This window comes from Agarivorans sp. DSG3-1 (assembly GCF_046774965.1).
Classification (GTDB): domain Bacteria; phylum Pseudomonadota; class Gammaproteobacteria; order Enterobacterales; family Celerinatantimonadaceae; genus Agarivorans.
In genome coordinates, this window is record NZ_CP177241.1 from 729,978 (window position 1) to 747,157 (window position 17,180).

At 45.4% G+C, this 17,180-nt stretch carries 16 protein-coding genes; 4 read left to right on the forward strand and 12 right to left on the reverse strand.

The window, feature by feature from the left end:
* Positions 1-96: 96 nt before the first annotated feature.
* Together ACLD71_RS03450 and ACLD71_RS03455 are read left to right on the forward strand one after the other, a co-directional pair.
* Positions 97-843 (forward strand): helix-turn-helix domain-containing protein, encoded by a 747-nt coding sequence (locus ACLD71_RS03450; protein WP_137673370.1) that lies wholly within the window; start codon positions 97-99, stop codon positions 841-843.
* Positions 844-922: 79 nt separating this feature from the next.
* Positions 923-2,293, forward strand: coding sequence for an alpha/beta hydrolase (locus tag ACLD71_RS03455; protein ID WP_411992992.1), 1,371 nt, complete (start codon positions 923-925; stop codon positions 2,291-2,293).
* Here the strand turns inward: ACLD71_RS03455 and ACLD71_RS03460 are convergent.
* Positions 2,290-3,414, reverse strand: a complete 1,125-nt coding sequence (locus ACLD71_RS03460) for a GGDEF domain-containing protein (protein WP_411992994.1) — start codon at positions 3,412-3,414, stop codon at positions 2,290-2,292. The genes ACLD71_RS03455 and ACLD71_RS03460 overlap by 4 nt on opposite strands.
* Before the next feature lie 203 nt (positions 3,415-3,617).
* The gene (locus ACLD71_RS03465; RefSeq protein WP_411992995.1) at positions 3,618-4,025 is read right to left on the reverse strand and encodes a 2TM domain-containing protein; all 408 of its coding nucleotides are present in this window, start codon (positions 4,023-4,025) and stop codon (positions 3,618-3,620) included.
* A 385-nt stretch (positions 4,026-4,410) separates the two neighbouring features.
* Between ACLD71_RS03465 and ACLD71_RS03470 the strand changes: the two genes are divergently transcribed.
* The gene (locus ACLD71_RS03470; protein ID WP_411992997.1) at positions 4,411-6,036 is read left to right on the forward strand and encodes an AbgT family transporter; all 1,626 of its coding nucleotides are present in this window, start codon (positions 4,411-4,413) and stop codon (positions 6,034-6,036) included.
* A 62-nt stretch (positions 6,037-6,098) separates the two neighbouring features.
* Here the strand turns inward: ACLD71_RS03470 and ACLD71_RS03475 are convergent, their stop codons facing one another.
* The 7 genes from ACLD71_RS03475 to ACLD71_RS03505 all read right to left on the reverse strand — a co-directional run bounded on the left by ACLD71_RS03475 (position 6,099) and on the right by ACLD71_RS03505 (position 14,308).
* Positions 6,099-7,382, reverse strand: a complete 1,284-nt coding sequence (locus tag ACLD71_RS03475; RefSeq protein WP_137673365.1) for a TRAP transporter large permease — start codon at positions 7,380-7,382, stop codon at positions 6,099-6,101.
* Positions 7,383-7,403: 21 nt separating this feature from the next.
* The gene (locus tag ACLD71_RS03480) at positions 7,404-7,922 is read right to left on the reverse strand and encodes a TRAP transporter small permease (RefSeq protein ID WP_411992999.1); all 519 of its coding nucleotides are present in this window, start codon (positions 7,920-7,922) and stop codon (positions 7,404-7,406) included.
* A 71-nt stretch (positions 7,923-7,993) separates the two neighbouring features.
* Entirely contained in the window at positions 7,994-8,980 is a 987-nt protein-coding gene (locus ACLD71_RS03485) for a TRAP transporter substrate-binding protein (protein WP_137673363.1), read from the reverse strand.
* A 377-nt stretch (positions 8,981-9,357) separates the two neighbouring features.
* On the reverse strand, positions 9,358-10,182 hold the full coding sequence (locus tag ACLD71_RS03490) for a pentapeptide repeat-containing protein (protein WP_411993001.1): 825 nt from the start codon (positions 10,180-10,182) through the stop codon (positions 9,358-9,360).
* 6 nt (positions 10,183-10,188) lie between these two features.
* The gene (locus ACLD71_RS03495; RefSeq protein ID WP_411993003.1) at positions 10,189-12,174 is read right to left on the reverse strand and encodes a DNA topoisomerase III; all 1,986 of its coding nucleotides are present in this window, start codon (positions 12,172-12,174) and stop codon (positions 10,189-10,191) included.
* A 50-nt stretch (positions 12,175-12,224) separates the two neighbouring features.
* The gene (locus tag ACLD71_RS03500; protein WP_411993005.1) at positions 12,225-13,370 is read right to left on the reverse strand and encodes a glycerate kinase; all 1,146 of its coding nucleotides are present in this window, start codon (positions 13,368-13,370) and stop codon (positions 12,225-12,227) included.
* Between the two features lie 35 nt (positions 13,371-13,405).
* Positions 13,406-14,308, reverse strand: coding sequence for a LysR family transcriptional regulator ArgP (locus ACLD71_RS03505; RefSeq protein WP_411993007.1), 903 nt, complete (start codon positions 14,306-14,308; stop codon positions 13,406-13,408).
* Between the two features lie 92 nt (positions 14,309-14,400).
* Here ACLD71_RS03505 and ACLD71_RS03510 point away from each other — a divergent pair, with 92 nt between their 5' ends.
* Positions 14,401-15,012, forward strand: a complete 612-nt coding sequence (locus ACLD71_RS03510; protein WP_137673359.1) for a LysE/ArgO family amino acid transporter — start codon at positions 14,401-14,403, stop codon at positions 15,010-15,012.
* Here the strand turns inward: ACLD71_RS03510 and ACLD71_RS03515 are convergent.
* The 3 genes from ACLD71_RS03515 to ACLD71_RS03525 all read right to left on the reverse strand — a co-directional run bounded on the left by ACLD71_RS03515 (position 15,009) and on the right by ACLD71_RS03525 (position 17,074).
* Positions 15,009-15,554 (reverse strand): DUF2301 domain-containing membrane protein, encoded by a 546-nt coding sequence (locus ACLD71_RS03515; RefSeq protein WP_411993009.1) that lies wholly within the window; start codon positions 15,552-15,554, stop codon positions 15,009-15,011. The two genes, ACLD71_RS03510 and ACLD71_RS03515, sit on opposite strands and share 4 nt — an antisense overlap.
* Positions 15,555-15,568: 14 nt before the next feature.
* The gene (locus ACLD71_RS03520; RefSeq protein WP_137673357.1) at positions 15,569-16,102 is read right to left on the reverse strand and encodes a hypothetical protein; all 534 of its coding nucleotides are present in this window, start codon (positions 16,100-16,102) and stop codon (positions 15,569-15,571) included.
* 78 nt (positions 16,103-16,180) lie between these two features.
* Positions 16,181-17,074, reverse strand: a complete 894-nt coding sequence (locus tag ACLD71_RS03525) for a DMT family transporter (RefSeq protein WP_303511592.1) — start codon at positions 17,072-17,074, stop codon at positions 16,181-16,183.
* Positions 17,075-17,180 lie beyond the last annotated feature (106 nt).

Genomic DNA, 17,180 nt, shown 5'->3' on the forward strand with positions numbered 1-17,180 from the left:
TAAGTTCGCATTAACCATAAAGTTCAGGGATTTGGGTGTAAACGACCTTGTATTATGTTTATTATGAATAAACACTAAGTATAGTATTTGTATACCATGAGCCAGTTAAAGCAGATCCGCGACACCCTGAAGCAAGTTTTTCGCCAGCAAGGTTTAACCTATAAAGACATCGCTCAGCGGCTTAATATGAGCGAAGCCAACATTAAGCGAATGTTCTCTACCAATAGCTTTTCGCTAGAGCGACTGGAAGAGATGTGCCACATTGTAGAGCTCAACCTGATTGATTTATTTTTGCTGGCCGACCAAGAGAAAGAAAAGCTCACTCATTTAAGCCACGAGCAAGAGCAGGAGCTAATAGACGACCACAAGCTGTTTTTAGTCGCGGTATGTGTACGAGACTCATGGACCTTTAAAGAAATTATCCAGCGTTATGAGATCAGCGAGCATGAGTGCATTCGCTTAATGGCCCGCTTAGATAAACTCAATATGATTCAACTACTGCCAAATAACGCCTATAAACTGCTTATTGCTCAAGATTTCAGGTGGATTTCTAACGGACCTTTAGAGCGTTTTATGGAAAAAATTGTTCTCACCGAGTTTATGAATTCACGATTTAGTGGCGAAGACAGCTTTCGCTTTTACCTACGTGGCCACTATTCTCAAAGCTCCATTGAAATCATCCGTCGTAAACTTAATCAACTCACTAAAGAGGCGGCAGCGCTCAATCAGCAAGATGCCTCATTGCCGCTGGAAAAACGTCGTCATACAGGTTTGTTGTTGGCCTTGCGCCCTTGGGAAATATCTATATTTGAGAAGCTTGCTAGAGAAACTAAGCTCACCTAAGCAAGACGCATAACAAACATATTTAACGCATACACTCTCTTTACTCAGCAGAGTAAAGACACCACTTTAAGGAACAATCATGCAGTGTTTAATACCTCTTTTGCAGCAACGCTTAGGCAAAGCAAGTTTAGTGCTTAGCCTCTTATTCACCAGCACTTTAGCGCATGCAAATATAGCTCAAGAAGACTGCGTAAACATCCACTCTCAGCAAACCTTAATAGAGCAATACATAGAACAAGCGCCCTATCGCCAAGCGCTGGCCTCCAAACCCAAGCCTTTTAGCTATTCAGTTGATCAAAGCTATCAACGTTACTTAGACTACGCCGAAAAGCTGATCGCCCAACGTAACCCGCGCGCGATGATGGCCTGCCCTATTTCCACTCAAAGTTACCAGTTGTTAGCTAAGCAGCAGCAATGGATAGGCAAACCTAAAGTTATCCAACTGATCGCACCGTTTGAACTTCGTCATGGCGAGAACAATAAAGCCGTTCTGCTGATCCACGGTTTAACCGATTCCCCCTATCACTTTCATGACTTGGCGTTACAATTTTACCAACAGGGCTTTGATGTAAGAACCTTATTGTTGCCGGGCCACGGTACTGCGCCTTCTGATTTAGTCAAAGTAAAGTACCAGCAATGGCAGCAAGCCGCCGACTACGCGATTCAACGCACTCTTAAAGATTACCAAGAAGTGTATTTAGGAGGCTTTTCTACGGGCGGGGCCCTGATTCTTAATCACTTGATCACTGAACCCAATAGTGCAGAACAAGTGCAAGGTGTGATGCTGTGGTCGCCCGCTTCTGAAGCCAGCAGTGGCCTAGCTTGGATGGCAAAATATGTGAATTGGTTTAGCACTTGGTTAGATAAAGAAGGGGATGTTGATTTTGCTAAATATGAGTCCTTTCCTTATAACGCAGGGGCGCAAGTGAACGCATTGATGAAACAAGTTAGCAAGCGTATTAGCAAGGCCGACAACTTACCGGAAGTGCCAATGTTATTAGTAGTGAGCGAGCACGACCAAACCATTAATACTCAGGCTAGCTTACAAATACTTAGCCAGTGGCACCGTCCGAATCAGGCTGACCACTTGGTATATTACGGTGATGAATCAAGTTTAGACGCAGGGTTGGCCAAAACCATTTTGGTAGAAGTACCGCAATGTACCACGGCTTCTTGCTCAGCAGTTAAGCACGTGGCCCACACCGCCACTATTAATGCGCCAAGTAATCCGCATTACGGAGAGCGAGGTTACTACCGCAATTGCAGCCATTACCTTAGCGACTTGAGCCTTTATCAACAGTGTAAGCAAGGCAGCAAGGTGGTTAAAGGTGAGAAAACCGAAGCAAACTTGGCTCAATACCCAAGCTTACAGCGGATTACTTACAACCCTTACTATCAGCAAATGTTAGCCAGTATTAAGACATTTATAGCAAATACCGCTAACAACTAAGCTTCCACGGGCATTTTCATGCCTTCGGGCAGTTGGTAGTGATTATGCACTTGGTGCTGGTTTCTACCGCTGTGTTTGGCAATGTACAAGGCTCGGTCGGCATATTTACATAACGAGGAAAAGTTATGGTCAATTGTCGAACTAGCCACACCAATGCTACAAGTAAGGTACATAGAGCTTAATGATTCAGGGTGAGCAATCATTAGCTCTTCTAGGTTATGAACAATTTGCTCGGCTAATAGGGCGGCTTGGTCTTCGCGAATACAACCGGCCAATACAAATTCTTCTCCGCCCATTCTTCCCACGACTAACTTATGGGGCTTAGCTAAGTCGAGCAACAACTTACCATAGCGCTGTAAGGCTTGGTCACCTACTGAGTGCCCCATACTATCGTTCAGTAATTTAAAATAATCTAAATCACAATACAGTACCGAAAACGCCTGTTTATCACTGCTACTGAGCAATTTTTCCGCACGCACATCAAAGGCATGACGGCGTAAACACAAACTTAGCTGGTCAACATCAGCAATATATTGCAACTGCTTACGTTGCTCTACCAACTGGCTAAACACCCCCACTCGGTGGCTAAACAAAAGCAGCGATACCATCACACTCATGCCTAAACCAAAGGCAAAATGCACCACTATTTTGGTGTCTTGATGCATATGCATCACCATGCTGGCCCAAATTACTAAGCCACTAAACAGTGATAACAACAGCAAACGTCGCTCCACCATAAAGCCACCTAAAGCGACAACCACCAACATCAAGGTGCTGCTTTGCCATAAGCTTTCACTTAAATACATATGCATCAAAGTGTTTAACAGCATCAGCAATACCACTACTAAATGCATCGCAGATGTTGCAGGATTCAAATAACGCGGTAAATAATGGGCAGTAGCAAAAATAGCTAAACCTGAAAACAAGCCGAGAGGCACTAAAATCAGTTTATCAGCGGTGCTATTTAATACGAAAAAATGAGAAATACTCACCAGCAAATAGACAACACTCACCACGTAAGTAAGACGCCTAGTTTGCGGAAAAGCCAAATCTTGCAGCAACTTATGCTGTTCTTCATTATGCGGCTGGATAAAGCCCATCTTTTTTATCAGTTCAATCAATCCATGACTCCAGCAATTCTTCCAATCGCAATCTAAGGCAACTCCTACCTTAGCAATTTTACACTTTTCAAATTGATAGCTTGTTATCAACTATGAAAACTGAATGCCGGAGCTTACTAGAAACAGATTAATGACTGAACACAAATCACCCTATCTTTATAAAATAATTACAAATTTGACAGTAAGCCCTCACTTTATGAGCATTAAAAGTGTCGAAAACACCCGCTAAGCCCCGTCCTGTCGCCGATTGGCGACAACTTTATACACTTTAACGCGTGGCCTAATAAGCCCATTCCCATGCCCAGTATTGGCCAAAAAAACCACCAAACATCGCCTGTTACCCAGTCAATCATAAACAGCAATACGCTTATCGATAAATAACTTATCGCATGTATTTTAAACGCGAGAAAATGTTTATCATGCCGCCGCTGTAATTGCTGCCCAGCTTGCCATTGCTTAATCGCAGCCTCAGTTTGCTGGGAATTCAACCCCGATTGCTCTGCAATCTCATAGAGTTCTTGTTCATTCACATTGCTTTGCTGGTGTTGTTGCTGGCGTATGCCTAGGGCAATTATTTGCTTTAATTGTTGAGGTGAGTAGCTGTTGTTCATTGTGGCATCCTACACTAGGTGATTATTGATAGGATAAACGCTAGCTAATCACTCACTGGTGCTCTGCGATAAGAAGAGGTAACTCGTGATAAGTGGCTAAACACTCCGATGAATGGTGAAACAGCGATACACAAAGTGAAGTGTCAGCTAACAATAGCGCCGTAGATGTAATCACTTAAATTAAAGAGCAATATACCGGGCTGAAAACAGTATTGAAGCATTAAACCAATAAAACATGTAAAATAGGTTTTATTATCTAACATCAAAGCAAGCCATAGGCTTATTAACTAAGCTGATTGGATAAGTTTATATTTTGATCACTTTGGGTGATTAACCACAACAAAACTAACTAAACCGGAGAGTTTAGCTAAACCTAGAGGTACATATGAGTTCTACCACTACCAATGAAGCCGCCCCCAAAAAAGGCGGTATCGCACGCTTTTTAGACACCATTGAGCGTGTTGGTAACAAACTGCCTGATCCAGCAATGCTATTCCTAGGATTAATGTTTTTTGTATGGCTGCTGTCTGCAGGCCTATCTCACTTAAGCTTCGCTGAAATAGATCCTCGTAGTAGCGAAACGATTGTTATTAACAACCTATTGAGTGCCGAGTGGCTTACCACGTGGATGACGAGCATGGTGAAAATCTTCACCGGTTTTGCTCCTTTAGGCGTGGTGTTAGTAGCAGTACTGGGTGTAGGTGTGGCTGAACGCTCTGGCTATATTAACGCAGCGTTAAAGGCAATGCTGAAAGTAACACCTGCCAAAATGATCACCCCAGCGGTGGTAATGATTGGTGTTATTTCGAGTGTTGCTACCGACGCAGGCTATGTGGTGGTAATTCCCTTAGCTGGAGTCATTTTCCATGCGATGGGTCGTCATCCTATTGCCGGTATTACGGCGGCTTTTGCCGGGGTATCAGGCGGCTTTTGTGCTAACTTCATTCCTTCAGGTTTAGATCCATTACTGCAAAGCTTTACCCAAAGCTCAGCCCAGTTATCTGATCCTGAAATGATGGTAAACCCGCTCAATAACTGGTTCTTTGCCTCTGCATCATGTTTGCCGATTGTGGCAACCATTTGGTACATCACCGATAAGATTGTTGAGCCTCGCCTGCTAAAAAACAGCCCAATATCTAAAGATTTAGATATTGCCTCAGACATGCACAGCTCCAACAAAAAAGAGACCTTTGCTTTTAGAGTTGCCAGCCTTGTTATGCTTGGGTTAATTGGCGTACTTATCGCGACAGCACTGCCAGCAGACTCTCCACTACGAGCGCCCGCTGAGATGATAGAGGTCACAACAGCTGCTGGTGAGGTCATGCTTCAAGAAAGCACCGAACCACGCTCTTTAACCAGTTTTAGCGCACCGATGATGCAAATCATTGTGCCGCTTATCTTTATCTTCTTTGTTATTCCGGGCGTTGTTTTTGGCTACTTAAATGGCAGCTTTAAAAACACCGATGACATCGTCGCGGCCATGTCCAAAACTATGGAAACCATGGGTCACTACATTGTAATGGCATTTTTCTGTTCAATGTTTGTATGGGCCTTTGGACAATCAAACATTGGCGTATTAATGGCAGTGAAAGGTGCTAACTTCTTACAAGCTATTGGTATGGCAGCACCAGCCACCATCGTAGGAATGATTGCCTTAGTGGTGCTAATTAACTTATTTGTGGGTTCTTCTTCTGCTAAATGGGCACTTATATCGCCAGTATTAGTACCGATGCTGATGCAGATGAATATCTCACCAGACTTAGTACAAGCGGCTTACCGCGTGGGCGATTCGAGTTCAAACATTATTACCCCGCTAATGCCGTACTTTCCACTAGTAGTGGTGTACTGTCAGAAATACGTTAAAGGCACTGGTATTGGTACCTTGGTAGCCACCATGTTGCCGTATTCTATCGCCTTAGCGATTTTCTGGACAATTTTCCTATTGGCTTATTGGGCACTTGGTTTCCCACTAGGCTTAGGTGCTAGCTACGTTTACCCACCAGTAATGTAAACTAAGCCTGCTATCAAAAAACGCGCCTATATGGCGCGTTTTTTATTACTTTCGAAAAGCTGTTAACCGGCTAGCCAAGTAGGTAGGGCCAGTGATACTGCTGGAATAAAGGTAGTCAGCACTAGGGCAAACAAAATCGCAATATAAAATGGCCAGATAGATTTAACCGCAGACTCCATCGGCACCTTGCCCACCGCACACCCCACAAACAAACAGGCTCCCACAGGGGGTGTACACAAGCCTAAGCCTAGATTCATCATCAAAATCATACCAAACTGCAATGGGTCAATTCCCAATGACTGAGCCACCGGTAGGAAGATGGGAGTACAGATTAAAATCAGCGCCGCCATGTCCATTACCATGCCCAGCAATAACAACATCACATTGATCAGCAAGATAATCACGATGGGGTTGTCAGAAATACCGCCAAGAAAGTCGATCATTTTGCTGGGCACTTGAAAGTAAGTCAGCATATAAGCAAACGCAGCGGCACAGGCAATCAATACCATCACCATAGAGGTGGTTTTTACCGAATTAACCACCGCAGTTTTAAACTTCTGCCAAGTCAGTTCTCGGTATACCAACACCGTTACCACCAGCGCATAAATGGTGCCAAACGCGCCTGATTCGGTCACGGTAAATACCCCTGATAACACCCCGCCAACAATAATCACTGCGGTGAGTAAACCCGGTAAAGCCACCACAAAATGGGTGAATAACACAGTAAAGCCAGGGAACGTCTCAGCGGCATAACCCCGTTTTACCGCAACAATATACGCGGTTATTGCCAAACATATACACATCAATACGCCAGGCACTACCCCAGCCAGAAATAACTGCGAAATAGAAATACCACCGCCAGCCGCCACCGCATACAAAATCATATTATGGCTAGGTGGGATCATGATGCCTGCAATCGAAGAGGTTACCGTTACATTCACTGCATAATCTTCGTCATAGCCCTTCTTTTTCATCACAGGAATGAGAATAGAACCCAAGGCTGAAATATCAGCCACTGCCGAACCAGAGATCCCACCGAACAGCATCGACGACATAACGTTTACCACGCCTAAACCACCACGCACAGCGCCCACAGCCGAAGATGCAAATCGCACCAAACGCATGGCAATACCGCCATGAAACATAAGCTCCCCAGCAAAAATAAAAAACGGAATCGCCATTAAAGAGAACACACTAATGCCTGCGGTAATTCGCTGAAACGCAATCAGCAAGGGGAGTCCTTCAAAGGCAAAAGCCGATACGGCGGCAATGCCTAAAGCAAAAGCCACTGGCGTGCCAATAATCACTCCAACTACAAACACCGCCATTAAAATCAATAAACCCATGAACAAATCCTTGTGTTTCCGCTAGCGTTTAAAGGCAGCTTTTACCTGTTGAAATAAATGAATTAAATGCCCAATGGAATAAAGCAAGACCAAGCCGCCACAGAGCATAATTGGAATCGCCCTCACCCCTTCAGGGATCCCCAGCAAAGGGATGTTTGAACCCCATTTAAATTGCATGAGCTGATAACTGTTCACCATCATTACGCAGCCGAAAATGGCCAAAGAAAACTGCGAAATAAGCTGAAAGATCTGCTGCAGCCAAAACGGACTTTTATCGCGAAAAAACGACACACCTAAATGGGTGTTTTTGTGAATGCCTACCGATGCGCCAAGAAAAGCAATTAACACCACCAGCAGCAAAGACAGCTGCTCTACCCAAGTAGGCGTTGAGTTAAGCACGTAGCGGCCAAACACCAACCAACCAAAAGTAGCGGTAAGCACCACTAAGGCAACACCTGCAATCCACATGCTAATGCGACTCAAGATCTCCAGAAATTGGTCGTATTTGGATAATTTGAAATGCTCAGGAGGCTGAACCATAAATACCTCTACATCGACTCAACAAAAACATCGCCCTCAATAGAATATCGAGGGCGATAGAGAGATTGCTTTTATTTGGTATTTTTGATGAGCATAACCAAAGGCTTAAGCTCTGGGTTTTCGCCTAAATACTTGTCGTAAACCGGCTGCATAGCCAATTGGAAAGGTTGTTTTTCACTGATTTCATTCAGCTTAACGCCTGCTTTAACCACTTTGTCACGGCTAAAGGCTTCACGTTGCGCCCACAAATCTCGTTGCACGTTGGCCGACTCTTGAGCCGCTTCTTTTAGCAACTGTTGTTGAGCCTCTGGCAAGTTACGAAATGCAGTGGCGTTAACACACAAACACTGAGGAATAATTAAATGCTGCGATAAGGAGTAATAACCAGCCACTTCAAAATGGCCCATCGACTCATACTCTGGCCAACCATTTTCAGCGCCATCTACCACACCGGTTTTCAATGATTGGTAAACCTCAGCATAAGCTATTGGTGATGGGTTACCGCCCAAAGCCGATACCATGCCCGAGTACAGGTCATTATTCATCACTCGCACTTTCATCCCGGTTAAATCTGCGGGGGAGGTAATGGGTTTCTTAGAGTTATAAAACGAGCGAGCTCCAGCGTCATACCAAGCCAAACTAATGAGGCCTTTTTGCTCCATAGCCATATTGATTTTGTCGCCAACTTCGCCGTCCATTGCGGTATGCATATGCGCCACGTCATCAAACACAAACGGCAGCGACAATACATTAGCTTCTTTAACAATAGGACCAATCGGGCCCAAGCTAAAATTACCAATTTCTAAGCCGCCAATGCGCACTTGTTCAATCGCATCAGGTTGATTACCTAATACCCCTGCATGGTACATCTTAATGGTAAAGTCGCCGTTTGACTTCTGCTCCACCAACTCGGCAAACTTGTCCATGCCAACTGTATTCGGGTAGCCCGCTTTGTGAATGTTCCAACCCTTCCATTCGGTGGCTTGCGCCCCTAAACAAAGGCCCAACGCTAAGGCTAGCGAACTCACTGATAAAGCCGCTTTATTAAGCTGTTTCATGTCCCTTCTCCCTTTTGTCCATTATGTACGCACGCGCAATCCAAACATCGGAACAGCTGAGCGAGCAGCTCAAATTGATTAGCAAATCAATTTTGGTAATACAATATTGCTAATGATCGATTTTTAGGCAAGTTTTGCTGAGATTATTTATAAAATAAATGCAACAGAAGCATCAAATAGACTAAAGGAGTAGCAGGCAAAGGTAAGAAATAAGAGCCAGAGCGCAGATTACGGTTACTTTATGAGCTAAGCAACACAAAGTCATCGGCATGCTAACAATTTAATGTTAAGCAATAGAGCTTAAAGAATATCAGCTAAGGACATGAAATATATGAATATGTGGGCAAAGGCTGGTCTTTCAGAGCCAAGCCTTTTGACTAGTTGTCAGCAAATACCACAAAACCTAAGTTTTCCATCAGCGCTGCCATTTGCCAATCAAAAATCTTAACCCCAGAAAAGTCCAAGTGACGAATATCGATACCCGCAATATCTGCGTTACGTAAATCCGCTTGAAACAACTGCAAACCTTTATAAGCACTAGGGGAGAACTGCGTATTGCTTAAGTTGGCTCCTTCTAGGTTTACTCGGCTTAGCACAGCTTCGCTAAGGTTACAGCCCGACAAATTACACTTGGCTAAATTCACCCCTTCAAAATCACTCAAACTGAAGTTGCTATCTACCAAATGGGCAGAACTAAACACCACTTTTCGGCTCACTACCTTTGAAAAGTCAGCGTATTCAAAACGACAGCCCTGAGCATGGCAATTCTCAATAGTGACATCAAATAACTCAGCGCGGCTAAAGTTGGCAGTGGAGATATCGCAGCCTTTAAACACCGCTTGGTTGAGGTTGGCGGTACTAAAATCGCAGCCTCGTTGGCGCTTACGGTCGTACAAGCTGCAATGAGTAAATTGGCTATCACTTAAGTTTGCACCGCTAAAATCGCAATGATATAGCTGGCAATGCTCAAAGCTTACTTCACTCAGGTTCGCCTCGCTAAAATCACAATCCACAAACAAGCACCGCCTAAACTGCAAATGAGGCTGGTCTACCATCGCCCATTCAAGCGCAGTAAAATAACGCTGCTCAATAATGCTGTCAGTGTCGCTAACGTCCAGTAACATTTCTGGAGTTAACTCTGCGGCGGCTATCTTATTCGTACCCGCTTGGTCGATGTTTTGCCGATCATCTTCTATCATCATTAGCTCCTAGCTCGCAGCGGCTTTTCGCCCTCGAGGTGCTGGTTTAGCCTTGTTAGCACCTTTGGCCTTATAGGCCGAACCACCACTTTTAGTATTAGCTTTTCCTTTACGAAAGCGCCGTTTAGTTTGAGGTTGCGCCAACCCAGCAAAGGCTTGGGCGTTTACACTGGCACTTTGCTCAACTAACTGATTTAACTGTCCTTGCATGCCTTGCATAAAACCTTGGTAACTTTGGTTTTTCTGGCTAATGGCATTTAACTGGGTTTCCCAATGCGCGGTCATGTCTGGCCAAGTACACATGGTAGGCAAAGCATTCACCAAGGCTTTTCCGCTGTCGCTAGCATGGATCTGTTTGGCATGGCGCAGTAAAAACCCACGTTTGAATAGCAACTCAATAATACCCGCTCGCGTAGCTTCGGTGCCTAAACCATCGGTTTCTTTTAACACCGCTTTTAGTTCCTTATCTTGCACAAACCGTGCAATGCCGGTCATGGCTGCCAGTAACGTTGCGTCGGTAAAGGCCTTAGGCGGCTGAGTATGCTTATCAAGCACTATGCCCTCTAGGCATTGCAAAGGCTGGCCCTTAGCAAGTGGTGGTAAGGTTTTTTCGCTTTCTTCACTACTTTTCTTTTGCGGAAACAAAGTCTTCCAACCAAGTTGTTTGATTTGGTTAGCAGTGGCTTTAAATAAGCCATCTTGAATGATTATTTTGGCTTCGGTATGGGCATAAAGATAATGTGGGTAAAACTGAACAATGTATTGGCGGGCGATTAACTCATATACGCGTCGCTCTGCTTCACCTAACTTAGCCACCGCGTAATGCTTTTCGGTAGGAATAATGGCGTGGTGAGCATCTACCTTGGCATCATTCCACGCTTTACTGCGCTTACTGGCATCAGCCTCACTAACGGCCTTAGCAAGCTCTTGGCTATTACTTTGAATCGCCGCCAACACCTTGGGCGCGTCAGCATGGTGTTGCTTAGGAAGATAACGACTGTCGGAGCGCGGATAGGTAATTAAGGTATGCCGCTCGTACAAGGCTTGGCAAATATCTAGCACTTGTTTGGCGCTGTAGCCAAAGCGTTTTGCCGCGTCAATTTGCAGGCTAGACAGGTTATACGGTAAAGGTGGCGCTTGTTGTTTGTCTTGCTGCTTTAAGGCGCTAACTTCAGCACTTTGCTGGGTAATTCGTTTTGCTACATGCTCGGCTAAAGGCCGACTAAGCACCCGGCCTTCTTCATCTTGATAAGCTTCGCAGGCGTCGCTAGGTTGCCACATCGCACTAAACATTTCCCCTTGCTCGGTTTGCAATTTGGCCTCAACCTGAAAATAAGGGCGACTAACAAATTCGGCAATCTCTTGGTCCCTGCGCACCACTAAACCCAAAATAGGGGTTTGCACACGCCCTACCGATAATACGCCTGAATACCCTTGCTGTTGGCCTTTTAAGGTGTAAGCGCGAGTAAGATTAATTCCGTATAACCAATCGGCTCTAGAGCGTGCCAGAGCAGAGGTAGATAACGCGCTAAACTCTTGATTAGACTTTAATTGCGTTAAGGCGCGAGAAACCGCAGCAGGGTTTAAATCACTGAGTAACACTCGCTGACATTGCTGCTTTAGTGCCACTTTCGCTTTGCAATGGTCAATCACCAAATCCACCAGCAGTTGCCCTTCTCTGTCGGGATCCCCTGCGTGCACCAAACTATTTGCTTGTTTGATTAAGCTCTTAATCACTTTTAACTGTGAAGCGGTTTTAGATTTAGCTTTCCATTGCCACTGTTCGGGCAAAATGGGCAGGTGTTCGAAACGCCATTGTTTAAAACGGCTGTCGTAATGCTCAGGCTCGGCCTGTTCCAGCAAATGGCCTATGCACCAAGTTACGCAGTCACCATTGGCTAACTGAATATAACCATTTTGTTTTTGTTGAGGCTTTGGCAGCACCGCAGCAATAGCGCGTGCAAGGCTTGGTTTTTCAGCAATATAGAGACGCAATGGGCTACAACACCTGTAATTTTATACAGCATTGTAGCCGATTTTTATTATTAGCTAAATATTTGTTGGCTAAGTTTGAGGGTTGCCGCTAAGTTACGCGCACTCACAAACAGGTTTTGCTCAGCTTCAGCTAGAGCATGAGCTAAATCACAAGGCCCTGGCACCACCGAGAACACCGCATCTATACCATGTTCATGCACCACTTCGTAACCAGGTAACATCGCCCCCGCTAACGCAATCACCGGTACATCAAACTGCATCGCAATTTGCGCTGCGCCATAGGGGGTTTTACCGGCAATGGTTTGACTGTCGATGCGCCCTTCACCAGTGATGAGCAAATCAGCACCTTCAACACTATTGGCTAAATCTACCGCTTCGGTAACAATTTGCACCCCAGGGCGCAAATCGGCCTGCATAAATGCTAACAAAGCAGCGCCTAAACCACCCGCCGCGCCGCTGCCCGCGGCATGCATAATATCGATGCCAAATTGGCTAAACACCACAGCCGCAAAGCGGCCAAGGGCAGCATCAAGCTGACGGATCATCTCAGGTGTGGCACCTTTTTGTGGACCAAATATAGCACTTGCGCCATGTTCTCCACATAAGGGGTTATCGACATCACAAGCAACTTCAATCTCTACTTCAGCTAAGCGCGGATCTAAGCCTGAAATATCAATCGATTCTAAATCAATCAGTTCACCGCCACCGCGTTTTAGAGGTTTGTTAAACTTATCGTAAAACTGTGCACCCAGCGCTTGCAGCATGCCTACTCCAGCATCATTGGTCGCGCTACCGCCTAAGCCAATAATCAGTTTGCTAGCACCGGCATCTAAAGCAGCACTAATTAACTCGCCAGTACCATAACTTGAGGTTTTTCGTGGGTCGCGCAATGCAGGTTCAACCAAATGTAAACCCGAGGCGGCGGCCATTTCAATAACAGCGGTTTGCTTGTCACCAAGAATGCCAAAAAACGCTTCTACCTGATTCCCCCTTGGACCTGCCACGAGTACCGGCATAATTTGCCCCTTGGTCGCATCAACCATGGCTTGCACAGTACCTTCACCACCATCGGCCAATGGCACCTTTAGATATTCAGCATCAGGGAAAATTTGTTGGAAGCCTTGTTCGATCATGTCGGCCGCTTCCATGGCACTTAGGCTCTCTTTAAATGAATCAGGCGCAATAACAATTTTCATCGGCTGTCCTTCTCAGTAATGTCTTAGGCTATTAGCTAGTGCTGGGGTAAACACCTTTTGGTGTAGCTGCGAATTTGCTCACTTAACTGTTTCATTAACTTACCTGCTAATTGCCAATGATGCCAGTACAGCGGCACCCTTACTTGCAGGGCCGGTGTAAGGTTTAATAGGCTGCCATTGGTTAGGTGTTTGGCCACATGTAAACGCGGGTTAAGGCTATAGGCACCACTGGCTAACGCCAGCTCCATAAAGGCTTCAGAAGAGCGTACTGTGTGGCAAGGATACTGCCCTGGACTTAAAGAAAAATGTTCTGACAAAAACTGAATATGCATATCATCGTGCTGATCAAACGACATGCCAGGCGCTAAGCTCAAACTCTCTCTGTTGACTCCCTTGGGGAAAAATCGCTGGGCAAATTCGGGGGTAGCAACACACAAATATTCCATGTAACCCAAAAAATGGCTTTCGCTGCCCGCTACCGCTGCAGCACGGCTGGTCACACAAGCTAATACTTCTCCACTACGCATCCGCTGCCAAGTACGAGACTCATCTTCTACATACAAGTTCATCTCTACCCTTTGCTGCTGCAAGGTAGGGCTTAGTGCCGGAATTAACCAACTGGCTAAACTGTCGGCATTCACCGCTAAAGGCAAGGCTTGAGCGCGAGTATCATCAACATTGAGTTGGCTGGCTAGCTCGGTTTCTAACTGCAGAACTTGCTGATAGTGGCCGAGTAAGCGCTGGCCTAACTCAGTAGGCATAAGCGGCTGAGAGCGAATCAACAAGGGCTGGCCCAGTTGGCTTTCAAGTGCCTTAATTCGCTGCGAGATGGCCGATTGAGTAAGATGTAAACGTTGTGCGGCGCGCTCAAAACTCTGCTCACTAAGCACTGCATCTAAGGCTTTCAATAACTTGTAATCAATATCACCTAGCTTCATTAGCAAAACTTATCTAGCATTAAATTTATTAGCTATATTAAAGCAAATCCTCTGGGTATAGTCCTGTCATTATTTCGCCAACGACGCTTTTTATGCTTAGTACCTACTTTACCGGCCTTAGTTTAATGGCTACGCTAATTATGCCCATTGGCATGCAAAACGCCTTTGTGCTTAACCAAGGCATTCGTCGTCGTCATCATTTGTTAGTCGCTAGCCTATGTTCATTGGCCGATGTGTTTTTTATGTGCATCGGTGTTTGGGGCGGAGCCAAGTTATTTAGCGCTTATCCTTGGTTGTTATACACCATTAGTATTTTAGGCTCAGGCTTTATGATGATGTATGGCTTTCAGTGTTTACAGCGGGCTTGGCGAGGTGAAAGCAGCTTAGAACAGGGCGAAGCTAAACATGAGCTTAAAGCCATTATCTTGGCTTGTTGTGCATTTACCTTCTTAAATCCACATGTCTACATCGATACCATTGTGATTTTAGGTGGGTTTGCCGCCAATATTAGTGTTGAGCAAAGGCCAATGTTTGTGGCTGGCGGAATTAGTGCCTCGTTCCTGTGGTTTTTTGGTTTAGCCTTGATGGGAGCCAAGCTAGCACCGTGGTTAGCTAAACCTCGCGCTCAACAAATTATCGACAGTTTAATTGGCGTGATGATGTTTGGTTTAGCCATTTATTTACTCAAGTTTGTGTTTGCTTAGAGCTGATAATTGGCCTTTTTACCAATATCGTAATGCAGTGGCTGACGGCATTTTTGAACAGCAATATAAAGGCATACAGCTGCGATAATCAGCAAGCTTATACTACGCAGGTTTGGCCAAGGGCTTAGGTTTATTAAGAAGTCCACGGCTAATACCGCGCCTAGCCAACGCAGTGAACCCAAGTTAAAACAAAAACTCTCTTTAAAGGCTACTGCGGCAAAAACCAGATAAAAGCCGGCTAAGGCGAACATGTCTAAGATTGGCCAATGCCACAAGTAATAAGCCATGCTAAGCCACACTGCACTCCACGCAGCGCTTTGGACCAGATAACGAATGGCTTTGTTATATAAGTGAAGATTGTGCGCCAGTAATGCACTGGCTGCTGCAAGCAACCATAGCGGCTGCCAAACCACACCATCAGCAATACTGTGGTAACAGGCACATGCAAAGCTAAAGCTTAGCGTTAACCAACCTACGCGGTAACATAGCACGCTAATAGTATCGATAAGATCGAGCTGTTCTTGGTGTTCAGTATCTGCCAATGGTCTGTCCTTAACTACTCGGGGCGGCTTAAATCTCGGGCTAGAATTAGCGCTAAGCCGATCATTTGTAAAAACAGGGCGAGATTTCGCAGGCTAGAAATAGTGCCCATCTGGTCGGTATAAGCGCCCATTAAATCGATGTTCTGCAAGTACCAATTATCTATGCGCTCGCGTAATTGATTTTGCACCTTTGAGACTAAACGATCTAAAGCCGCCAAATTACTCAAATTGATACTAGGCACTTCGCCCATTTCTAACCAATATTTAAGATCTTTAGCCAGCAGTTGTTGCACGGTTTGCGGGATGGGCTGAGAGGTTTGTGCTTCATTACTCACTAAAGCCAAAATTAACTCACGCTTGCGCTCTAAAGACTCTATCTGCAGCCAGGTTTGTTTGATTAGGTTGTCGTTTGCTTGCTGCTGTTGCACTAATTGATGAGCATCTTGGCTCACACTGTCGATGTAAAAGTTGGTCATTAGCGCTGCCACAATATTGAACAGCAAGCCTATCGATACCAATACTTGAGTGCGAGTAAAACGCCAGCGCATAAGCCCTCCAAGAAAAACTTAAGTATGGCTAGCGCTTGGCTGTTTGGCTAGTTAAGTGCTTGTTTATTGATGCAAAGCCTAACGACTGGTTTGTTGTCTTGCGGCAAACACGGCTCGAGGAGAGAAGCCAGTAACTAATGCGGTACCCACCAATATCACCGAGGTGCCTAACAAGGTATTCCAAGACACTGCTTCATTTAAGAATACGCTGCCCCAAAGAATACCAAACACCGGAATCAAAAAGGTAACTGTGAGCGCAGAGGAAGCCCCCACATCACTAATCAATCGGTAATACAGCAAATACGCTACACCACTGCATACCACGCCCAAAAACACCACCGACAGCATTAAGTTAGCCGAGGGCGTTTCTACAATGGGGAAAAATAACATGGCAGGCGCAACTAACAGGGTGGATGCCCACATGCCCCCGTGAGCATTAGCAAAAGGCTCAACGGATTTAGCAGAATGCGCATAAGTGCTGGCAATGCCGTAACACACCGCAGCACCAATAGAGGCACTAATGGCCACCTTGGCATCAAGGCTTAATGCAGCGCTATCTACTCCAACCAATATCGCTACCCCGGCGATACCCACCACCAAACCTAATACCTTTTTAAACGGCATGGCTTGGCGCAACCAAAGCGCGGAAATAATCGCCCCCCAAATAGGCGCGGTGGCATTGAGAATAGAGAGTAAAGACGCCGATAAGGTTTGCGCAGCATAGGCCAATAGCAAGAACGGTAAGGCAGAATTAAACAAGCCCAATATCATGTAATGACGCCAGTGTTCGCGCCACTTGAGCTGCTTTTTAATGGCGAAGCCCACCAGCATTAAAAACAAAGCAGCAAAGCCTACCCGAAGCTCAATCAGGATTCCGGGGCCTAATACAGGCGCGGCGATACGCATAAACAAAAATGAGCTGCCCCATATTGCCGATAGCAGTAACAATCTAATTACACTGGCTAAATCCATTTTGTACGTCCTTAATCCTACTTATTTGAGCAGTGTGCATCAAAGCTAAACAACAAGCGACCCGATATTTGCTCAGCCATAAAAAAGCCGCGTAACCGCGGCTAAT